13 protein-coding genes and 1 tRNA gene are annotated in these 19,184 nt (G+C 73.2%); 9 read left to right on the top strand and 5 right to left on the bottom strand.

Annotated elements, in window-relative coordinates:
* Positions 1-16 precede the first annotated feature (16 nt).
* Positions 17-2,491 carry a polysaccharide lyase 8 family protein gene (locus tag ACWGSR_RS23245; RefSeq protein WP_453568632.1) on the bottom strand — a complete coding sequence of 825 codons (2,475 nt, stop codon included), beginning with the start codon at positions 2,489-2,491 and terminating at the stop codon, positions 17-19.
* A gap of 255 nt (positions 2,492-2,746) precedes the next feature.
* On the opposite strand from ACWGSR_RS23245, the gene ACWGSR_RS23240 reads away from it, so the two are divergent.
* Both ACWGSR_RS23240 and ACWGSR_RS23235 read left to right on the top strand, forming a co-directional pair.
* Positions 2,747-3,172: a contact-dependent growth inhibition system immunity protein gene (locus tag ACWGSR_RS23240; RefSeq protein WP_453568630.1), complete on the top strand. Its 426-nt coding sequence runs from the start codon at positions 2,747-2,749 to the stop codon at positions 3,170-3,172.
* A 377-nt stretch (positions 3,173-3,549) separates the two neighbouring features.
* Positions 3,550-4,077 carry an NUDIX hydrolase gene (locus ACWGSR_RS23235; protein ID WP_453568628.1) on the top strand — a complete coding sequence of 176 codons (528 nt, stop codon included), beginning with the start codon at positions 3,550-3,552 and terminating at the stop codon, positions 4,075-4,077.
* A gap of 78 nt (positions 4,078-4,155) precedes the next feature.
* On the opposite strand, the gene ACWGSR_RS23230 is transcribed toward ACWGSR_RS23235, so the two are convergent.
* On the bottom strand, positions 4,156-4,743 hold the full coding sequence (locus ACWGSR_RS23230) for a GNAT family N-acetyltransferase (protein ID WP_453568626.1): 588 nt from the start codon (positions 4,741-4,743) through the stop codon (positions 4,156-4,158).
* Between the two features lie 266 nt (positions 4,744-5,009).
* Between ACWGSR_RS23230 and ACWGSR_RS23225 the strand changes: the two genes are divergently transcribed.
* The 3 genes from ACWGSR_RS23225 (at position 5,010) to ACWGSR_RS23215 (ending at position 8,748) form a co-directional block, all read left to right on the top strand.
* On the top strand, positions 5,010-6,443 hold the full coding sequence (locus tag ACWGSR_RS23225; RefSeq protein ID WP_453568624.1) for a Gfo/Idh/MocA family protein: 1,434 nt from the start codon (positions 5,010-5,012) through the stop codon (positions 6,441-6,443).
* A gap of 59 nt (positions 6,444-6,502) precedes the next feature.
* Positions 6,503-7,501, top strand: a complete 999-nt coding sequence (locus ACWGSR_RS23220) for an NEW3 domain-containing protein (protein WP_453568622.1) — start codon at positions 6,503-6,505, stop codon at positions 7,499-7,501.
* Positions 7,502-7,614: 113 nt separating this feature from the next.
* Positions 7,615-8,748 (top strand): AI-2E family transporter, encoded by a 1,134-nt coding sequence (locus ACWGSR_RS23215; RefSeq protein ID WP_376232909.1) that lies wholly within the window; start codon positions 7,615-7,617, stop codon positions 8,746-8,748.
* A gap of 42 nt (positions 8,749-8,790) precedes the next feature.
* On the opposite strand, the gene ACWGSR_RS23210 is transcribed toward ACWGSR_RS23215, so the two are convergent.
* A tRNA-Trp gene (locus ACWGSR_RS23210) sits at positions 8,791-8,865 on the bottom strand.
* Positions 8,866-9,024: 159 nt separating this feature from the next.
* On the opposite strand from ACWGSR_RS23210, the gene ACWGSR_RS23205 reads away from it, so the two are divergent.
* Positions 9,025-10,050 (top strand): DUF5954 family protein, encoded by a 1,026-nt coding sequence (locus ACWGSR_RS23205; protein ID WP_453568620.1) that lies wholly within the window; start codon positions 9,025-9,027, stop codon positions 10,048-10,050.
* Between the two features lie 467 nt (positions 10,051-10,517).
* On the top strand, positions 10,518-13,877 hold the full coding sequence (locus ACWGSR_RS23200) for a S8 family peptidase (RefSeq protein WP_453568618.1): 3,360 nt from the start codon (positions 10,518-10,520) through the stop codon (positions 13,875-13,877).
* A 21-nt stretch (positions 13,878-13,898) separates the two neighbouring features.
* On the opposite strand, the gene ACWGSR_RS23195 is transcribed toward ACWGSR_RS23200, so the two are convergent.
* The gene (locus ACWGSR_RS23195; RefSeq protein ID WP_376232915.1) at positions 13,899-14,345 is read right to left on the bottom strand and encodes a hypothetical protein; all 447 of its coding nucleotides are present in this window, start codon (positions 14,343-14,345) and stop codon (positions 13,899-13,901) included.
* A gap of 38 nt (positions 14,346-14,383) precedes the next feature.
* Complete coding sequence (locus tag ACWGSR_RS23190) at positions 14,384-15,109, bottom strand: LppU/SCO3897 family protein (protein WP_376232917.1); 726 nt, start codon at positions 15,107-15,109, stop codon at positions 14,384-14,386.
* A 472-nt stretch (positions 15,110-15,581) separates the two neighbouring features.
* Here ACWGSR_RS23190 and ACWGSR_RS23185 point away from each other — a divergent pair, with 472 nt between their 5' ends.
* Positions 15,582-18,677: a glycoside hydrolase family 3 protein gene (locus ACWGSR_RS23185; protein ID WP_453568616.1), complete on the top strand. Its 3,096-nt coding sequence runs from the start codon at positions 15,582-15,584 to the stop codon at positions 18,675-18,677.
* 167 nt (positions 18,678-18,844) lie between these two features.
* Positions 18,845-19,138, top strand: coding sequence for a YkvA family protein (locus tag ACWGSR_RS23180; RefSeq protein ID WP_376232920.1), 294 nt, complete (start codon positions 18,845-18,847; stop codon positions 19,136-19,138).
* Positions 19,139-19,184: the final 46 nt, after the last annotated feature.

The raw sequence follows: 19,184 nt of genomic DNA, 5'->3' as shown, positions 1-19,184 counted from the left end.
CACCGCCCGCCCCCCCTCAGCCCAGCCGTACGACCGCCTTGTGGGTGGCCGCGAGGGTGCCGGGGGCGACGCGGAGCCGGAGCGCGGCGCCGGTGCCGAGGACCTGGACCGCCGGGTCGTGGGAGAGGACGGCGGAGACGGGCCGGTTCCACGTCAGGTCGATCGCCGCGCCGTCCCGGAGCGGGCCGGAGACGCAGACCGTGGCCGTGGTGCCGGACTCGCGGATCAGGACGGCCGCGGGGGCGCCGGTCGTGACCTCGCCGACCGTGCCGGCGAACCAGAGGTTGACGCCGGTGAGGCCGAGGGAGGGGACGCGTACGCCCTGCTGGTCGTCGGTGTTGGCGAGGACGGTGAGCCAGCCCTGGTCGGCCGCGCGGGCCTCCGTCCGCTCCCGGCTCGCGCCCGGCATGAGGACGTACGCGTACGCCGCCCGGGTCGGATCGGTGCCGTGGTCGAACCAGAGCGTCAGGTACCGGCGCGTGACCGGGTCGGTGACGGCGCCCAGGTTGATCTCCGACCACCTGCCCGTGCGCGCCTGGCGCAGGGCCTTCAGGGAGGAGGGCGCGCCGCCCGGGAAGACGTAGCCGGCGTGCCCCGCGAGGTGCGCCCAGCGGGCTCCGGTGAGCGTGGCGCTCCAGCCGGGCGCCGTGGGCCGGGCGGCGCCGTCGACGGTGAGGGCGTGGACGCCGTTCTCGCCGAGGTTGCGGTTCTCCACGGTCGACTCGACGCCGGTGCCGTCCCGGCCGTGGATCCCGGCGCCCAGGCAGACGATCGCGTCGTCGAGGAAGAACCAGGACTTCTTGGCGAGGAGCGTGGAGGAGAGCCCCTTCAGATACTGTCCGACCGCCGCGTACGTGCCGTCCGTCGTCCCGCCGACCCATCGGACGTCGGGCCGCGCGGCGCCCCAGGCGCCGCCCGCGCCGTCGGCGAGCGGCTTGCGCGAGGCGGTGGTGCCGGGCAGCCGGTAGGGGTCGACGGTGGGCCAGAAGTCGTCGCTGTACTGCCCGTTGGCGAAGGTGTCGCCCCACCAGTAGAGCATGCCCGAACCGCTGTGCCAGGCGCGCAGGTTCTCGCCGTTGCCGTTCTCGTAGTACGTGATGCGCTTCGAGGCCATGGAGAGCGAGGCCGCCCAGCCCGGCCGCCGGTGCACGGCCCGGTCCATGCCGGGGAAGAGCCGGTGCCCGGCCGGTTCCGGGCTCGGCGCGGCCGGGCCGTCGTCGATCCCCTTGAGGCGGGCGAGCGCGGCGACGCCGAGGGCGGGGCTCGTCAGGAGCGGGCTGTAGGAGGCCCGGGCGATCCAGCCCTTGACCATGCCCTCCCAGCGGGTCCTCTCGGCCGCCGACGCGCTCTGCGCGAGCAGCGCGACGCAGGCGATGATCCCGTGGCCGCGCAGGTGGTCGTCCTGCCGGACGGCCCGGGTGTCGCTCTTCTGCACTCCCCGGCTGACCGCCCGGCCGGAGACGGCGTCCATGGCGAGGCCGTTGAAGAGGAAGGGCGCGTACGCCTTCTCCACCGAGTCGAGCACCACCTGCCGGCCGCCGTCGGTGACCTCCCAGGCGGAGCCCTTGAGCAGGGCGAAGAGGTGGGAGAGGCCGCCGAGCATGACGGCTCCGTACGAACCGGCGTAGGGGACGCAGGTGTGCTGGACGAAGCTGCCGTCGGCGTAGAGGCCGTCGCCGGAGGTGACGTACGGGAAGACGGGCGAGAGCGCGTCGCGGGCCAGGGCGAGCTTCGCCGGGGACTTCCCGAGGACGCCGCGCAGCGCGAGCACCCGGCACAGGTCGACGCGGTTGGCGCCGGTGGAGGTGCCGGTGTACTGCGCGACCGCGCTGTCGGGGACGAAGTGGTCGACGGCGGCGCAGTGTTCGGCGACGCGGGCGGCGCCGAGGTGGTCGTAGAGCAGGACGTCGACGTCGAGCAGCGCCTGCGGGAAGCCGATCTGCCAGCTGTACCAGTTGCCGTACCGGGCCTGGCCCGCGTGGTACGCCTGGTCGTGGAGGTGGTCGAGCCCGGCCAGGATCGCGTCGCGCAGCCCCGTGTCGCCGGTGAGGCCGGTACCGGGCTGCGCGTACGCCTCGGCGAGGGTGCGCAGCCTCGCGCAACTGGTGTGGAGGTTGCCGGAGTACGTGTACGACTCGGGGTCCGTGTCCGGGTCGGGGTCCGCGTAGGGGAGGTCCGGCCAGAGGGAACCGTTCGCCGGCGCCATGGCGGCCCGCAGGTCGCGCGCGGTGGCGCCGAGCGCGGCCAGCTTGGCGGCGAAGGGCTGGGCGCCCGCGTCGAATCCGGTGCCGAGGAGCAGGCCGCGCCAGGTCAGCCGGAGGGCGTCGTAGGCGTCGGCGGCGTGCGCGGGGGACGGCACGGCGAGCGGGAGGGCGAGCGCGGCGGCACCGAGCGCGGTGGTGCCGAGGGCCGCGCGCAGCAGGCCGCGCCGGGAGAGCGGGGAGGCGGAGTCGGGGCCGGACGCGGAGAAGGGTTCGGGCGATGAGGACATGGCGGGGCAGACCTCTCGGGAGCACGGGGGAAGGAAGCCCGGGCGGGCACCCGGCGGTGGCCCGGTGGCCGACAGCACGCCCGGGATAGAAAGCGATTTCTACCCCTGGGTGAGGGAGGAGTTCCGCCCTGCCGGAAGCGGGGATCCCCTCGGCGGCCGGCCGACACGGAAGCGGTCGCGCGGGAGCGCAGGCCTTGCGGCACACCCCGCGACCGGCTGTTCGAGGCAGCGGGAGGGCCCGCAGAATGAACCCCCATGGACCCTCTCCTGCACCTCGACCGCACGCTGGACGAGTTGGACCCGCCCCTCTGGGCTCCTCCCGGCGGTGACGCGACCCTCCTGGTGCGCAAGGTGCACGAGTTGCGGCGGGTGCCGCTGGGCGCACTCGGCCCGGCGGACCTGCGCACCCTCGTCTCCCAGCAGGTGGCACTGCCGTACGTTCTCCCGCTCGCGGTGCGCCTGCTGCTCGAAGAGCCGCTGCTCGACGCGTACTTCTACGAGGGCGACCTACTGCTCGCCGCAGTGAACGTCCCTCCTTCTGTTTGGTCCCTGTTCCCGGACCTCGGCACACGGTTGCGCGCCGCGATCACGGCCTTGCCGGAGACAGCGGTGGCCTATCTGCCCCACGGCGCCGCCGAGGAACTGGCCCGCTTCGCCGGCCGAAGGGGCGAGATCGGATGAACCCTCAGGCCGACCGAACGGAAAGAGACGTCCGGGCCGCCCCGTTCGATCGCCCCCCTGGACGTCCGCGAACCAGGAGCGGCCCTGGGCCCAGTGGGCCGCCCACCCCGTGAACCCGGGCGGACCCGGCATCAGGGGGCATCCGGCCGGGACACAGGTTGCCGTGTTCATGCCGGTCATCACGCAAGGCCCGAAAAGGATGGCCCAATCGGCGCGGACACCGGCAGCCGGGTGTGCGACAGTGCCGTCATGCTGATCGTGATGGCCGGTCCGCCCGCGGCGGGAAAGAGCTCGACCACCGGGGGGCTCGGGCAGGCACCGGTCGGCCGGCGCTCGGGCGGTGTCCGTTGAGCGGCGGAGGGCGGCACGCGGTGCCGGTGGACGTGCATCTGGTCGCCGTCCGCGACGGCGAGGAAGGGCCCGAGGTGCTGCTGTCGAGGCGGGCCGGGGCCGTCTACGCGGCGGGGCACTGGCATTTCCCCTCCGGTCACGTCGACGGGGCCGGCGAGGACGTCGTCACCGCGCTCGTCCGCGAGACGCGGGAGGAGACGGGCCTCGTCGTGGATCCGGCCGACGTGCGCGCCGCGGTCACCGTGCACCACCGTTCGCCGTCCGGCGGCGCGCGGGTCGGGTTCTTCTTCGAGGTCCGCCGCTGGCGCGGGACGCCGGAGGTCATGGAGCCCGAAGTCTGCGACGGCATGGGGTGGTTCCCGCTCGGCGCGCCGCCGGAGCCGATGGTCGCCTACTGCCGCGCCGGGCTGGACGCGTACCGGTCCGGCGGCGGAGTCGCGCTGCACTTCCAGGAGCCGGGCGACCCGATCGCCCACACCTCCGACACCGACCGGCTCCACCTTGTGCCCGCTGCGGATTCCTTCGGGTCCCGGCCCGCGCGGCAGGTGCGGTAGCGGGCGGCCGGATCACCGGCCGTACGGACGCGTCGGGAGCCCGTAGCGCGCGGCGGGGCGGCTCGGGGCCGTACAGGATCAGACGTCGCCCCGGACGAGCGCGTGCAGGTGTTCGTCGTGCCAGCCGTCCGCGTGCAGCAGCGCACCGCGCATGGTGCCTTCGAAGGAGTATCCGGCCTTCTCGGCCACGCGGCAGGACGCCGGGTTGGCCACCGAGTGGCACAGGCGCAGACGGTGCAGGCCGAGGTCGTCCAGGGCCCATGCGCCGAGGCGCCTCACGGCCTCGGCCGCCACTCCGCCGCCGCGCGCCGCGGGCAGGAGCCAGTAGACGATTTCGGCGCTGCCGCCGACGAGGTCGAGGTCGCCCCATCCGGCCAGACCTATCGCCTCGCCGGCCGGTCGCGCGACGGCCCAGATCGCGCTCAGTTCGGCCCGTCGGCGCTCGTGCATGCGCTCGATCCTCCGGCGCGCGTCCTCGGGCGTCTCCACCAGCAGCCGGTTCCAGTGCCGGATTCCGGGGTCCCGGCCGGCGGCCACCAGGGCGTCGGCGTCGGAGACGCGCCAGGGGCGCAGTTCCAGGCCGCAGGGAAGAGCGAGCACCGGTTGTTCCGACGCGGCCATCCGGCCTGCGGGAACGACCGCCGGTATGCGTGAGCCCGAGATCATCGCGGCATCCTGCCACAGCCTTCGGGGTCGTGGGGAGTGGTGGGGGGCTCCAAACGGGTCGGGGAGCGAGCCGCGGCGCCCCCGGCATCGCGTGGTTCCGGAGACCGTTCACGGGCTCGTCGTGTGACCTCGTGCGTGAAACTCGGCGATTGTTGCGCGATCCTGCTTACAACCCGCCCTCATTGAACACCTATTGACACGCACCTGATCGCCCCGTCAGAGTCGTCACGCGTCCGCTGCCGTATGTCTTGAGGAGCGTCGAACCCATGTCAAAACTCCCCGCAGTCTCACGCCGCCTGCTCCTGGGAGGCGCCCTGGCCACCACCGGAGCGCTCGCGACCGGGGTGGGATCCGCCCCCGACGCGGCCGCGGCGGCGGTGGCGGCGCCCTCGCCGCGCCGCAGGCCGGGCCAGAAGTCCATGGTCGACGTGGCCTACGACGTCCACCGGACGGTGCGCGTCGGCGTGATCGGACTGGGCAACCGCGGCGCCGGCATGACCACGGGCTGGTCCGTCGTCCCCGGCTGTACGGTGACCGCCGTCTGCGACGTGCGCGCCGACCGCGCCAAGCGGGTCGCCGACGGCCTCGCCGCCGCCGGAAAGCCGCGCCCCGCCGAGTACGGCGGCTCGGCCGACTCGTACACGCAGATGCTGCGGCGCGACGACATCGACCTCGTCTACATCGCCACGCCCTGGGAGTTCCACTACGCGCAGGGCAAGGCCGCGCTCCTCGCCGGCAAGCACGTCGTCGTCGAGCTGCCCATCGCCACGGAGCTCGACGAGCTGTGGGACCTCGTCGACACCTCCGAGCGCACCCGCAGGCACCTCATGCTCTCGGAGAACTGCAGCTACGGCCGCAACGAGCTGGCCATGCTGAAGATGGCGCACGAAGGCCTGTTCGGCGACATCACCAACGGGCACGGCGGCTATCTACACGACCTGCGCGAACTGCTTTTCTCCGACACTTACTACACCGACGCGTGGCGGCGGCGGTGGCACACCCGCAGCACCGCCTCCTTCTACGCCATGCACGGCCTCGCGCCGATCGCCGCCGCCATGGACATCAACCGGGGCGACCGCATGACCACCCTGCGCGCCACGGCGACCGAGCCGAAGGGCCTGGCCGACTACCGGGAGCGGTTCGTGCCCAGGAGCCACCCCTCGTGGAAGGAGACGTACGTCAACGGCGACCTGGTCACCTGTCTGATCGAGACGGCCAAGGGCCGGATCATCCGCGCCGAGCACGACGTGAGCTCCCCGCGGCCCTACAGCCGGATCAACTCCCTCGCCGGCAGCCGGGGGATCTTCGAGGACTACGCGGGCGTGCTGTCGACCGGGGGCGGTCGCGTCTACGTCGAGCCGGACCACAGCGGGCACTCCTGGCGGGACTTCGGCTCCTACCGCAAGGAGTTCGACCACTGGCTGTGGAAGAAGATCGGTGACGACGCGGCGAACAACGGCGGTCACGGCGGCATGGACTACGTCCTGCAGTGGCGGACGGTGCAGCTCATGCGGGCGGGCCTCGTGCCCGACATCGACGTCTACGACTCGGCGGCCTGGTGCGCCCCCGTCCCCCTGAGTGTCATGTCCCTGGCGGCCAAGGGGCGTCCCGTGCAGATACCGGACTTCACCCGGGGCGCCTGGGTCAACCTCCGCACGGGCCTCGACTCGCGCGCCACCGAGATGCCCCCCGTCGTCTGAGACCGCCTCCGTCCCCACCTCCGCTTTCCACCTCTGTCTCTGCCGTGAAGGAGCAGCACGTGAGACCAGCAGGACTGATCCGATCGCTCGGGGCCGTCGTCGCGGCGGGCGCGCTCGCGCTCCTCCCGGCCACGGCTTCGGCCGCGCCCCCGTCCGCGACCTCGATAGCCAACGTGGCCACAGCGGTGGCCGTCTCCCCCGTCGATCTGGACGGCCCCGCCATCTCGACGGTGAAGGTGACCGTCACCAACCCGGGGCCGGAGCGGATGCGCTCGCTGAAGGTCTCCTTCGGAGGGCCGGTCGGCTGGGCCGTGCAGCCCTCGGTCCTCCAGGTGGACGGCTCCCTGGCCAAGGGCGCCTCCGCCGAGGCCGTCTTCCGGATCCAGGTGCCGGAGCGGCGCCCCGGCTTCACCGTCCGCACGTTCACCGCGACCGCGACCTACCGGGGCGGCGACGGGGCCGGGTCCGCCACCGGCACCAGGACGCAGCACAGCGGCACTCCCCTGGCGAACCTGGCCGCCGCCTACAACAACGTGGGGGTGACCGACGAGGGCGACACGAGGCCCGGGAACTACGACGGCGAGGGCAACAGCTTCTCCGCGCAGAAGCTCGCCGACGCCGGGCTGCGTCCCGGCGGGACCGTCAGCGCCCTGGGCGCCGCGCTGCGCTGGCCGGACGTGCCGCGCGGGACCCCGGACAACGTCTCCGCCGCGGGCCAGGCCATCGCTCTGAGCGGTACGGGCAGCAGGCTCGTCCTCCTCGGTTCGGGCGTCACGAGCGGGGCCTCGGGCACCGCGACCGTGTACTACGCGGACGGAACGAGCAGCAGCGGCTCGTTCGGCTTCCCGAACTGGTCGTTCGATCCGGCGAACGCCCACGGGGCGACCCTGGTGGCGTCGAGCGACGGGCGCAACCGGCCCACCGGGTACGGCAACGCGGGCATCGCGTACCGCGTGTTCGCCCACTCGATCCCGCTCGACCCCGCCAAGCGGGTGGAGTTCGTGGTGCTGCCGGGCAACGGCAACATCCACCTCTTCGACCTGGCCGTCGCCCCCTGATCCCCACCACCGCTCCCGCCCCGGACGTGCCCTGCGTCCGGGGCGGGAGCGGTGGCGGTGACGGAGGAGAGGAGAGGTGAGGAGGGGGACGGCGGTTCACTAGGGTGAGCCCCATGCCTGCCACGTTGAGTTCAACGAAGACCGCCGCCGCACTGCGCACGGCAGCACGCGTCTCCGCCGAGTCGCTGCTGGTCCTGCTGATGGCCGCGGTGTCCCTGTGGATCCTGGGCCGTATGTGGTCGGTCGTCTGGCCGCTCATAGTGGCCCTGTTCCTCACCACCATGACCTGGCCCTTCGCCCGCTTCCTGCGGAGGCGCGGATGGCCCCCCGCCCTGGCCGCAGCCGTGGTCACCGTCCTCTTCCTCGTGGCCGTCGCGGGCATCGTCGCCCTGATCGCGGTGCCGGTCGCCTCGCAGTCCGGGGAGCTGGCCGACGGGGTGGTCGAGGGCATCCAGAAACTGCGCGAGTGGGCCGCCGGGCCGCCGCTCAACATCGGGGACGACCAGATCTCCAGCGCCTTCGACGCGGCGGTCGCGCGGGTCCAGGACAGCGTCGGCAGCATGGTCACCACCGTCGTCACGGGGGTGAGCACGGTGTTCAACGGCCTCGTCACCGCCGTCCTGGCGCTCTTCCTGATGTTCTTCTTCCTCAAGGACGGCCCGCGCTTCCTGCCCTGGCTGACCCGTCAGCTTCCCGGCCGCCTGGCCACCGACGTCCCCGTCGTGGCGGAGCGCGGCTGGGAGACCCTGGGCGCGTTCGTGCGCTCGCAGGCGTTCGTCGGTCTGCTCGACGCCGTGTTCATCGGCCTGGGCCTGTGGTTCCTCGACGTGCCCCTGGTGCTCCCCCTGGCCGTGCTGACCTTCGTCTCCGCGTTCGTGCCGATCGTGGGAGCCCTGTTCGCGGGTCTGGTCGCGGTCCTCATCGCGCTGGTGTCGAACGGTCTGACGGACGCGCTGCTCGTGCTCGCGATCATCGTCGTGGTGCAGCAGCTGGAGGGCAACGTGTTCCAGCCCATGATCCAGAGCCGCGGCCTCGGCCTGCACGCGGCGGTCGTCCTCCTCGCGGTGACGCTGGGCGGCAGCCTGGCCGGCATCGTGGGCAGCCTCCTGGCGGTGCCCGCTGCCGCGCTGGTCTCGGTGGCCTGGAACTACCTCCGCGAGCAGCTCGCCGCCCCCTCGGCGGATCCGGAGCCGGACGTCGACGGACCGGACGCCGGCGAACCGCACACCGCCGCCGTACCGTCGTAGGACCCGCCCCCGCCGGACCTCCGGACCGTGCGGGGGTGCGGGCGGGACCGGCCGGAGTCGAACCGGCGTCCTCGCGATTTTGGAGACCGCGCGCGTCGACCTCTGCGCTACGGCCCCGCCCGACGGCGATCCTACGGGTCCGGCGGCTCGCGGCCGGTCCCGCTCCCGTCCGAAAGACGCCCATGGTGGCTCGAAACGCTTCCCGTTGTCACCCGTAAGTTGAACCGATGGGCCGATCACCGGACCGCCCACCGGATCCGGCACCACAATGCGCGCATGGACGAACACGCGAAGCGACGCCTGGACGAGATGCGTGCGGGGCTGGTGCGGGAGGGCGATCCCGTCGCCTGGGTGACCGAGGCCGACGCCGCCGAGGCCGCCGTGCGGTATCCGGGGCTCGCCGTGCGCGGCTCGCTGTTCGGGGTGGCGGCGCGGGAGGCCGGGGCGGACTCCCCGTGGCGGGTGGTGCTGCCGCTGCTGGACGGGATGCCGCAACAGAGCCGGGACGGCCTGCAGTCGAAGTTCTTCTTCCGGGCCAAGGACGACACCGACGACCCGGAGGTGCGGCGCGAACTCCTCGCGGCCGTCCGCGTCCTCGAACGGAAACCGGTCGACGAACTGGTCGTGCTGGGGACGACGTACCGGATCGTGCGCGGCGACGAGGTGGCGCGCACCGGCCCCGACGGCCTGGAGCCGCCGCGCCCCACCGATCCGGAGCCGGTCTTCCGGGTCTGGGAGCGGCAGACCGGCGCCGGCCGCTGCCTCGACACCGGCACCGTGCTCGACCCGGAGAAGACGCGCGGGCTCATGGCCGAGGCCCTGCGGCTCGGGCTGCGGGAGTTCCACTACGTCGGCAAGCGCTACCCCGCCGCCGTCCGGGCCGACTCCCGGAAGGCGGTCACCACCCATCCGGACATCGCCATGCTGCCCGTCGGCTTCGGCGTCGTGGAACGGGCCGGCGACGTCTGGCAGCCGCAGGGCTCACTGGCGCCGACCCCGCACGAGGCCCGGCGGGGCCTGTACGACTGCCTCACCGACCTGTGGGCCCGCCTGTACGCGTGGGACGACGAGCAGCGGGAGCGGTACCGGCGGGCCGGCGAGCTGTTCCGGGCCGCCGAACGCTCCGACGAAGTACGGGTGGACGGGCGGGAGTTCCGGATCTGCCGGGTCGAGCGGATGGTCCGGTTCGGTCCCGACGGCCCCGAGGGGCCGCGCCCCTCGGACATCGACGAGTACGGGCCGACGAAGATGCACCCGCGCATGGACGAGGACGGCACCCTGCACTACGACGAGGACGAGTAGGCGCGGGAGAGGGCCCGCACGCCCGCAGTCGTACATCCGCAGCCGCACGCACGCGGACGGAGGCCCACCCGCTCGCAGCCGCACGCACGCGGACGGAGGGCCGTTCCGTCCGCGTGCGGATACGGCCGATCGGAGGGGCGTCCTCCGTCCACGGGCACGACCCTCCCCCGAAAACGCCCGGACCTGCGCCGGAGCGCGATCCGGAGGAGCCGGCGGGCACCGCCGTCGCACAAGCATCGTCCGGCCGTCACGGAGCGGTCACATCGCCGTCGTCGTCCCATCGAACCCGGCGACTCCGGAACGGCCGGAAAGCACACGTCCCGACCCTCTTTCCCCGCACCGCTTTTGATCACGTCTCCCCCGGCTCACATACTGCGCTGACCAGCGGCGGGCGGCCTTCCGCCCCCTGGCTGGAAACGACCTGAGACACCCCGTTCCGAGCTCCTGGGGGAGACTTGCGCGCACATGTGAAGAGAGCAGGCGCCTTCACCGTCGCAGCGGCCACGACGATGGCCCTGACCACGGGCACGACCGGCCCCGCGACGGCGGTCGCCGCACACACGGCGGCCGCACCCGACATCACCCGCGTCGGCGGCGACCGGCGGATACCGCTCGTCACGGGCGACCGCGTGGTGGTGGCCGCCGACGGCCGGATGGTGGGCTTCGAGTCCGCCGAGGGCCGTGAGCACATACCCGTACAGATACGGCGCACCGGGGACCACACCCTGGTGGTGCCCGCCGACGCGCAGGGCCTGATCGCCACGGGCAGGCTGGACCAGCGACTCTTCGACCTCGACGTGCTCACCGACCCGCGGCTGCGCGAGAGCCACGGCGACGGGCTCAAGCTGATCGTGCGGTACGAAGGGGGCGCAGGCGCCGCGCGGACCGAGGTGCGCGCGGCCGGCGACACCGAGCTGCGGCGCACGTTCCCGACCCTCGGCGCCGACGCCGTACGGGCCTCGCGGGAGGACCTGGCCGAGGTGTGGGAGGCGCTGACCGACCGGCGGGGGAACGGCGTGCGCGCCACCGCCTCCGGCATCGACAAGGTGTGGCTGGACGGGGTGCGCGGCGCGCGCCTTGACCGCAGCGTCCGGCAGATCGGCGCCGACAGGGCGTGGGAGTCCGGGTACGACGGCACGGGCGTCAGGATCGCCGTCCTGGACACCGGCGTCGACCGGACCCACGACGACCTGCGGACCCGGGTCGTGGGCGAGAAGAACTTCTCCGCCTCCCCCGACGCCGTGGACCGCGTCGGGCACGGCACGCACGTCGCGTCGATCGCCGCCGGCACCGGCGCCAAGTCGGGCGGCCGGTACAAGGGCGTGGCCCCCGGCGCCGAGCTGATCAGCGGGAAGGTGCTCGACGACGACGGCTACGGGGACGACTCCGCCGTCATCGCGGGCATGGAGTGGGCCGCCGCCGAGGGCGCGGACGTGGTCAACCTCAGCCTCGGCGGCCCCGACAGCCCCGGCGTCGACCCGCTGGAGGAGACGATCGACAGGCTGTCCGCCGAGAAGGGCGTCCTGTTCGCCGTCGCGGCGGGCAACGAGGGCGAGAGCGGCGGGTCGACGGTCGGCTCGCCGGGCAGCGCGGACGCCGCCCTGACCGTCGGCGCGGTCGACGGGGACGACCGGTTGGCGCCCTTCTCCAGCACCGGCCCGCGCGTCGGCGACGGCGCCGTCAAGCCGGATCTGACCGCGCCCGGCGTGGCGATCACCGCGGCCGCCGCCCCCGGCAGCGCCCTCGACACCCGGCCCGGCGTCCCGCACCCCGCACCGGGGTACCTGCAGATCGACGGCACCTCCATGGCGACCCCGCACGTCGCGGGCGCGGCCGCGATCCTGAAGCAGCGGCACCCCGACTGGAAGGCCGCCGAGCTCAAGGGCGCGCTGACCGCGTCCGCGAAGGGCGGCGACCTCACCGTCTTCCAGCAGGGCGCGGGCCGCGTCCAGGTCGACGGGGCGCTGGCGCAGAGCGTCGTCGCCGAACCGGTCTCGCTGAACTTCGGCACGGCCCGGTGGCCGCACACCGACGACCTGCCCCTCACCAGGAAGGTCGTCTACCGCAACCTCGGGACCGAGGACGTCACCCTCGACCTGTCGGTGTCCGCCCTGGACCCGGCGGGCAGGCAAGCCCCGGCCGGGTTCTTCTCGCTCGGCTCCCCGAAGGTGACCGTGCCCGCCGGCGGCACGGCCGGGGTCGACCTCGTCGCCGACACCCGGATCGGTGACGCCGACGGCGCCTACTCCGGCTACGTCACCGCCACCGGCGCGGGCCGGTCCGTCCGTACGGCCGCGGTGGCCGTACGGGAGGCGGAGTCCTACGACCTCACGTTCCGGGCCGTCGGCCGCGACGGCGCCGACGCCCGGAACTTCGCCACCACCCTGTTCGGCGTCGCCGGGCCCGCCGCGGGCTTCCAGGCCTCCGTCAACGACGAGCCGGGCAGCCACACGATCCGCGTGCCCAAGGGCTCGTACACGTTCAACACGGCCGTCTACCAGGACCCTTCGGACTTCACCAAGGGCACCGACTGGATCGTGCGGCCGAAGCTGGACGTCGCCGGTGACACCACGCTCGTCGCCGACGCGCGCACCACGAAGCCGGTGTCCCTCACCGTGCCGGGCATCGACGAGGCGGACTACGCGGGGACGTACTACGAGCGCGCCACCGAGATCGGCCGCGTCGGCAACGGCTGGGTCCTCAGGGGCTTCACCGGCTTCCGCACGGCCCACATGGGCCCGGCCGTCACCGACGGCTCCCTCCTGCAGACCTGGGACGCGCACTTCGTCAAGGACGCCGCCACCCAGTACGCGGTGGCCTTCGGCGGCGGGACGGACAGGGTCGCGACCGGCTACGCCAAGCACGTGAGGGCGAACGAGCTGGCCACGCTGAAGGTCGGCCTCGGCGCCTCCGCCCCCGGGAAGTCCGCCCTCGCCTCCCCGTACGCCCGCATCCCCGGCGCGCCGGAGGGCAACGGGTTCTCCGCGCCGCAGACGGCGCCGGGCACGCGCACCTTCCACGTCTCCACCGGCGACGGGGTCACGTGGCTCACCAGGTTCAACCAGCTCGGCGCGCCCGACGAGTGGGGCTACCCGGCCCTCGAAGGCACCTACGAGACGGTCCGGCCGAAGCGCTACGAGGCCGGCGGGACGTACCGGGAGACGTTCAACACGGGCGTCCTCGGCCCGCTCCTGGGCGAGGACACGGGCGTCTACCGCACCGCTCCCGACCCGGCCACCGGCGAGCAGCGGATCGTCGGCGCCCTGCCGCTGCTCGCCGACGGCGAGGGGCACGCGGGGAGCACGGAGTACACCTCGGCCACGTCGGCGCTGTACCGCGACGGCGTCGAGATCGGCAGGAACGACGACCCGCTGAGCGGCTCGCAGCCGTTCACGGTCGACGCCGCCGACGCCGAGTACCGGCTGACGGCCTCCGTGGAGCGCCCGGCGGAGATCGCCGCGGCCTCCACCCGGGTCGACGTCGGCTTCGCGTTCCGCTCGCGGCGGGTCGCGGCCACCACCGCCCTGCCGGTGTCCACGGTCCGCTTCGCGCCCCCGGTCGACCTCGCCTCGCGGCTTCCCGCGGGCGCTCCGGTCACGGTCCCGGTGACCGTGCAGGGCGCGGCGGCCGGCGCGAACCTCAAGTCGCTCGCCGTGTCGGTGAGTTACGACGACGGGAAGAGCTGGAAGGCCGTGGAGGTCCGGAACGGCCGGATCTCCGTGAAGAGCCCGGCGAAGGGCAGGGGCGTCTCCCTCTCCGCCGTGGTCGTGGACAAGCGGGGCAATGCGTCGACCCTGGCGATCCGCAACGCGTGGTACGGCCGGTGACGCCTGCCGCGTGACCGTTCCCTACCCCGGCCCGGTGCCGCCGCCCGGAGCGGTGGCACCGGGCCGGGGTCCGTCCGGCGCCTCCTCCGCCGCCACCACGACCTGGTGCTCGTCCTCGTAGAGGATCCGGCCGGGGTTCCAGGACTCCAGGCGGCGGCACTCGACGCCGTGGGCGGCGAGGAGTTCCAGGTAGCCGTCCACGCGCTCGATCAGGTGCCGGGCGGACGTCTTGAACCAGGCGACGGCGCCCGGATGCACCCGGGGGTCGTAGACGGAGGGGTCCACACGGGTCGGATTGGTGTAGTTGGCGTCGTACCAGTCGTTGCCGGCCCTCCAGAACCGGTGCTGCTCCTCGGTCAGCCGGCCCTGCGCCGCCAGCTCGTTGGCGAGCACGAAGACACCGGGAAAGTGTCCTCGCGGATGCCTCACCACCCCCTGGAAGCGGACGAACGGTGCCTGCCGCTCCATGGCGTTCCTCCTTCGCGTCGCCGGTGCGCACCGGTCCGTCAGCGGGGCGTGACGCAGGAGCCCGGCCTTCCGGGCGAGTCGGTCACGTACTCGGGGTACAGCAGGTAGTCGCCGGGGCCGCAGGACGCCTCGTCCAACACCAGGTACTCGGCCAGCGGGGACCCGCAGTCCACCTTCAGCAACCGCTGCTCGGGCCAGTCGGCCTCGTTGCGTACGCAATCGCCCACCGACAGCGCGACGGGTCCGCCGCCGCTCGTGAGCAGCCCCACGAGCAGCAGGGCGGGGACCGCCAGGGCGATCAGGGCGATCGGGGTGAGGATCAGCAGCGCGGGGGCCCGGCGCAGGACGCGTCGGCCCGGGTGGAGCGGGGGCCGCACGGCGCCGTACGGCTCGGGCAGCCGGCGCAGGGCGGCCCGGGCGCCGAAGGCGTTCCCCAGGACCACGAAGGGCGTGACGAAGAAGGAGAAGAGGCCCCACCAGCCGGTCAGCAGGGTGTCGGAGGTCATCTGCCGGTAGACGGCGAGTCCGCACGTGCGGCAGAAGGTGCCGCGCCGCGTGACCGTGCGCATGATGACGATCATGCCCTGGTGGGCGCGGACGGTCACGGGGATCGCGGGGTGCGCTCCGCAGACCTCGCAGCCGGCCGCCACCGGGTGCCCGGGCCCGTACGACTGCGGATGCGGGTGCGGGTACGGCTGTGGAGGCGGGTACTGCTGCGGATGGTGCGGCGGGTGCGGTTGCGCCTGCGGATGCGGAAACGTCATGGAGCCGGCTCCCCCTTCGTCGTCGACCAGCACCCTAACCGCAACCTCGCCATGCCCATGTCGGCGCTCCCCTCCGCAGGGGACGAGCCGTCAAGGGCCTTTGAATGTTCAGGCTTTGAACGCAAAGCAGGTGCCGGGAGGGAGGCCTGACCGGGGCGCCCCGTGTTTCGGTCGTTGTCGGTGTTGACTCTTGACGACGTGACGGGCTGGCGGTTGACTCGCCCGCACCGCGCTGAGAGCGCTTCCAGAGCGGTTCTGACAGCGATGTCGTCCCTCGACGCGGAGGCCCCGATGCGTGCCACGATCGCCGACTTCCCACGTGAGGAAGGACGGCGGCACCGCCGTTCCCCGGGCCCCGGGCGCCGGGGCCGAGACGGGCTCCACGGTCCCGCACCGCGTTCGTGAAGTGATCGAAGGAACTCGCCCGGCCCGCCCCCTTCGCACCACCGCACCCCGTACTGAAGGAGCCGCAATGCCACGCACCAGACACCAGAGCCGCTTCGGGAACCGCGTCCGGGGCAGAACCGCGACCGCGGTGGTCGCCGCCGGCGCCGTGCTCGGCGGGCTGCTCGCCGGGGCGCTGCCGAGCGCCGCCGCCGACGAGCCCGTGCCGGTGGCCGTCGACCGGTTCGAGGGCGAGGTCCCCTTCGGCAATCCGCCGGCGGAGGGCATCTTCACCTGGGGCAGCGACGCCGACGACCACCCGGCGCTGCGGCTCGCCGAGCGCGCCGACGCGCCCGAGGGCTCCAAGGTCCTGGAGGGCACGTTCGACATCAGCGGCTGGGGCGGGTTCACCCACGACTTCGCCTTCGACCGGCCGGCCCACGACTGGACCGCCTTCAAGGGCATCCGCTTCTGGTGGTACGGCCAGAACACCGCTCCGCTGCCGCCCGGTTCGGGCAAGCGGATCAACTTCGAGCTCAAGGACGGCGGCGCCAACGGCGAGGCGTCCGAGCTGTGGACCACGTCCTTCACCGACGACTGGGAGGGCTGGCACCTCGTCGAGATCCCGTTCTCCGAGTTCCGGTACCGGGCGGACTACCAGCCCGTCGGCGGCATCGACCAGGTCCTCGGGCTCAACGAGATGTGGGGCTACGCCCTGACCCTGCCGCCCGGCTCCCCCGGCGAGTTCGCCCTGGACGGGGTGGAGCTGTACGGCAAGGCGGAGCCCGCGCTGAACACCAAGGTGATCACCGACGCCGCCGTGTACCCGGTGGCCGAGGGCGGCGGCGCGCGGGTGAAGGTGACGGTGGCCACCACCGGTTCGGGCCCCATCGGCGAGCCCGTCACCGTCGCGTACACGACCGGGAAGGGGACCGCCGAGGCGGGCAAGGACTACGCGCCGGTCAGCGGCACCCTGACCTTCCCGGCCGGGACTCCGTCCGGCACCTCGCACGTCGTCACCGTGGCGACGAAGAAGGACGGTTCGGCCGAGGAGGCCGAGACGATCCCGCTCACGCTCGACGTGACCGGCGCCAAGGCGCCCGCCGAGACGCCGCAGGTCGTCGTGGACGCGCACGGCCTCCCGTACCTCGACAAGCGGCTGCCGGTGAAGAAACGGGTCGCGGACCTCCTCGCGCGGATGACGCTCGAGGAGAAGGTCGGGCAGATGACGCAGGCCGAGCGCAACGCGCTGCGGTCGCAGGGCGACATCGCCTCCTACCGGCTCGGCTCGCTGCTCTCCGGCGGCGGCTCGGTGCCGACGCCCAACACGCCCGAGGCGTGGGCGAAGATGATCGACGCCTACCAGCTCCGGGCGCGGGCCACCCGCTTCCAGGTGCCGCTGATCTACGGCGTGGACGCGGTGCACGGGCACAACAACGTCATCGGCGCGACGATCATGCCGCACAACATCGGCATCGGCGCCGGACGCGACCCGAAGGTCGCCGAGCGGACCGGGGCGGTCACCGCCAAGGAGGTCCGGGCCACCGGCATCCCGTGGGACTTCGCGCCCTGCGTGTGCGTCACCCGGGACGAGCGCTGGGGCCGTTCGTACGAGGCGTTCGGCGAGGACCCGGCCCTGGTGAAGGCCATGGAGACGGTCATCGACGGCATGCAGGGTGCGAGCAGCGGCGCGGACCTGCACCGCAACGACAAGGTCCTCACCAGCGCCAAGCACTTCGTCGGCGACGGCGGCACGGAGTTCGGGTCGTCGACGACGGGTTCGTACACGATCGACCAGGGCGTCACCAAGGTGACCCGGCAGGAGCTGGAGGCGGTGCACCTGGCGCCGTTCGCCGAGGCGGTGAAGCGCGGGGCGGGCACGGTGATGCCCTCGTACTCCTCGCTCGACATCATCGGGGACGACAAGGGCCCGGTGAAGATGCACGCCAACGCCGAGATGATCAACGGCGTCCTCAAGGACCGCATGGGCTTCGAGGGCTTCGTCATCAGCGACTGGCAGGCGATCGACCAGATCCCCGGCGACTACGCGAGCGACGTCCGGACCTCGGTCAACGCCGGCCTCGACATGATCATGGTGCCGACCAACTACCAGGACTTCACCCGGATCCTCGCGGAGGAGGTCACCGCCGGGCGGGTCTCCCGGGCGCGCGTGGACGACGCGGTCGCGCGGATCCTGACCCAGAAGTTCCGGCTCGGCCTGTTCGAGAGGCCGTACGCCGACACCACCCACCTCGGTTCGGTCGGCTCGGCCGCGCACCGCGCCGTGGCGCGGGAGGCGGTCGCCAAGTCGCAGGTACTGCTGAAGAACGACGGCGGCGTGCTGCCGCTGAAGAAGTCGCAGAAGGTGTACGTCGCCGGTTCCAACGCCGACGACCTGGGCAACCAGGCCGGTGGCTGGACCATCAGCTGGCAGGGCTCGTCCGGCCGGAACACGACCGGCACGACGATCCTGGAAGGCATGCGCAAGGCGGCCCCGGACACCGAGATCGCCTACTCGAAGGACGCCTCGGCCGCGACCGGGGGATACGACGTCGGGGTCGTGGTGGTCGGCGAGACGCCGTACGCCGAGGGCATCGGCGACGTGGGCAACGGCCACGACCTGGAGCTGACGGCGGCGGACAGGGCCGCGGTGGACAAGGTCTGCGCGGCGATGCCGTGCGCGGTCCTGGTCGTCTCCGGGCGGCCGCAGCTGATCGGCGACCGGCTCGGGGCGATCGACGCCCTGGTGGCCTCCTGGCTGCCCGGCACCGAGGGCGACGGCGTGGCGGACGTCCTGTACGGGGCCCGGCCGTTCACCGGCCAGCTCCCGGTCACCTGGCCGAAGTCGGAGGCGCAGCTGCCGATCAACGTCGGCGACGCCTCGTACGACCCGCAGTTCCCGTTCGGCTGGGGTCTGACGACCCGGCCGGTCCCGCAGGCCGGGGGCGAGCTGACGCTCAAGGCGATCGGGGTCGCGGCCAAGGTGCTCCAGGCGGCCGGTCGCGGGACGTCGCCGGAGGGCCGCGAGCTGCTGTCCCGGGCGCGGGACGTCGTGCAGAAGAAGATCGGCCAGAACGTCACCCCGGCGACGGCCAAGCCGTTCGCGGAGGCGGACCGGCTGCTGCTCACGGGTGATCTGACGGGCGCGGTCGCACGGCTGACCACGGCGTACCGGGCGGCCTGAGCCGGCGGGCACGGCGTGTGCGAGGGGCCCTTCCCGGGTGCGGGAAGGGCCCCTTCCCGCGGGTGACGTGCCGGCCGCCGGTTCCCGGTGTCCGTCCGGCGGGCGGCGAAACGTACGATCGGTACGGTCCGGAGGCATGCGGGAGAGGCACGGGGTAGGAGAGCGGTATGGACAGCTCCTTCTGGATCGTGGTGGTCGCGGTTCTCGCGCTCGTGGTGGCGGGATACGCGGCCGTTCTGCTCGTACGCGTCTTCCGGGCCCGCAGGCTCCTCCTCGACGCCGGCGTCCCGTTGCAGTCCAAGGCCCTCTTCTGGGCGGCCGTGGTGTACACGGTGTCGCCGATCGACCTGATCCCCGACCCCGTCTACCTGGACGACGTCGGCGTCCTCCTGCTGGCCCTGCGCGCGCTGCACTCGGCGGCGGCCAGGAGCAGGGCGGGCGGCGAGGAGCTGAAGGGCTGACCCGAGCTGATATGACGAGGCGGTCCCCGCAGTGGCTGCGGGGACC

It is taken from the genome of Streptomyces sp. NPDC055632, from assembly GCF_053618675.1.
This window is presented reverse-complemented; position numbering and strand designations above follow the sequence as displayed.

Excerpts from the sequence above, each read along its gene's own strand:
- ACWGSR_RS23245 (WP_453568632.1), bottom strand. The coding sequence starts at position 2,491 with ATGTCCTCATCGCCCGAACCCTTCTCCGCGTCCGGCCCCGACTCCGCC.
- ACWGSR_RS23240 (WP_453568630.1), top strand. The coding sequence starts at position 2,747 with ATGGACCCTCTCCTGCACCTCGACCGCACGCTGGACGAGTTGGACCCG.
- ACWGSR_RS23230 (WP_453568626.1), bottom strand. The coding sequence starts at position 4,743 with ATGATCTCGGGCTCACGCATACCGGCGGTCGTTCCCGCAGGCCGGATG.
- ACWGSR_RS23225 (WP_453568624.1), top strand. The coding sequence starts at position 5,010 with ATGTCAAAACTCCCCGCAGTCTCACGCCGCCTGCTCCTGGGAGGCGCC.
- ACWGSR_RS23215 (WP_376232909.1), top strand. The coding sequence starts at position 7,615 with ATGCCTGCCACGTTGAGTTCAACGAAGACCGCCGCCGCACTGCGCACG.
- ACWGSR_RS23205 (WP_453568620.1), top strand. The coding sequence starts at position 9,025 with ATGGACGAACACGCGAAGCGACGCCTGGACGAGATGCGTGCGGGGCTG.
- ACWGSR_RS23195 (WP_376232915.1), bottom strand. The coding sequence starts at position 14,345 with ATGGAGCGGCAGGCACCGTTCGTCCGCTTCCAGGGGGTGGTGAGGCAT.
- ACWGSR_RS23190 (WP_376232917.1), bottom strand. The coding sequence starts at position 15,109 with ATGACGTTTCCGCATCCGCAGGCGCAACCGCACCCGCCGCACCATCCG.
- ACWGSR_RS23185 (WP_453568616.1), top strand. The coding sequence starts at position 15,582 with ATGCCACGCACCAGACACCAGAGCCGCTTCGGGAACCGCGTCCGGGGC.
- ACWGSR_RS23180 (WP_376232920.1), top strand. The coding sequence starts at position 18,845 with ATGGACAGCTCCTTCTGGATCGTGGTGGTCGCGGTTCTCGCGCTCGTG.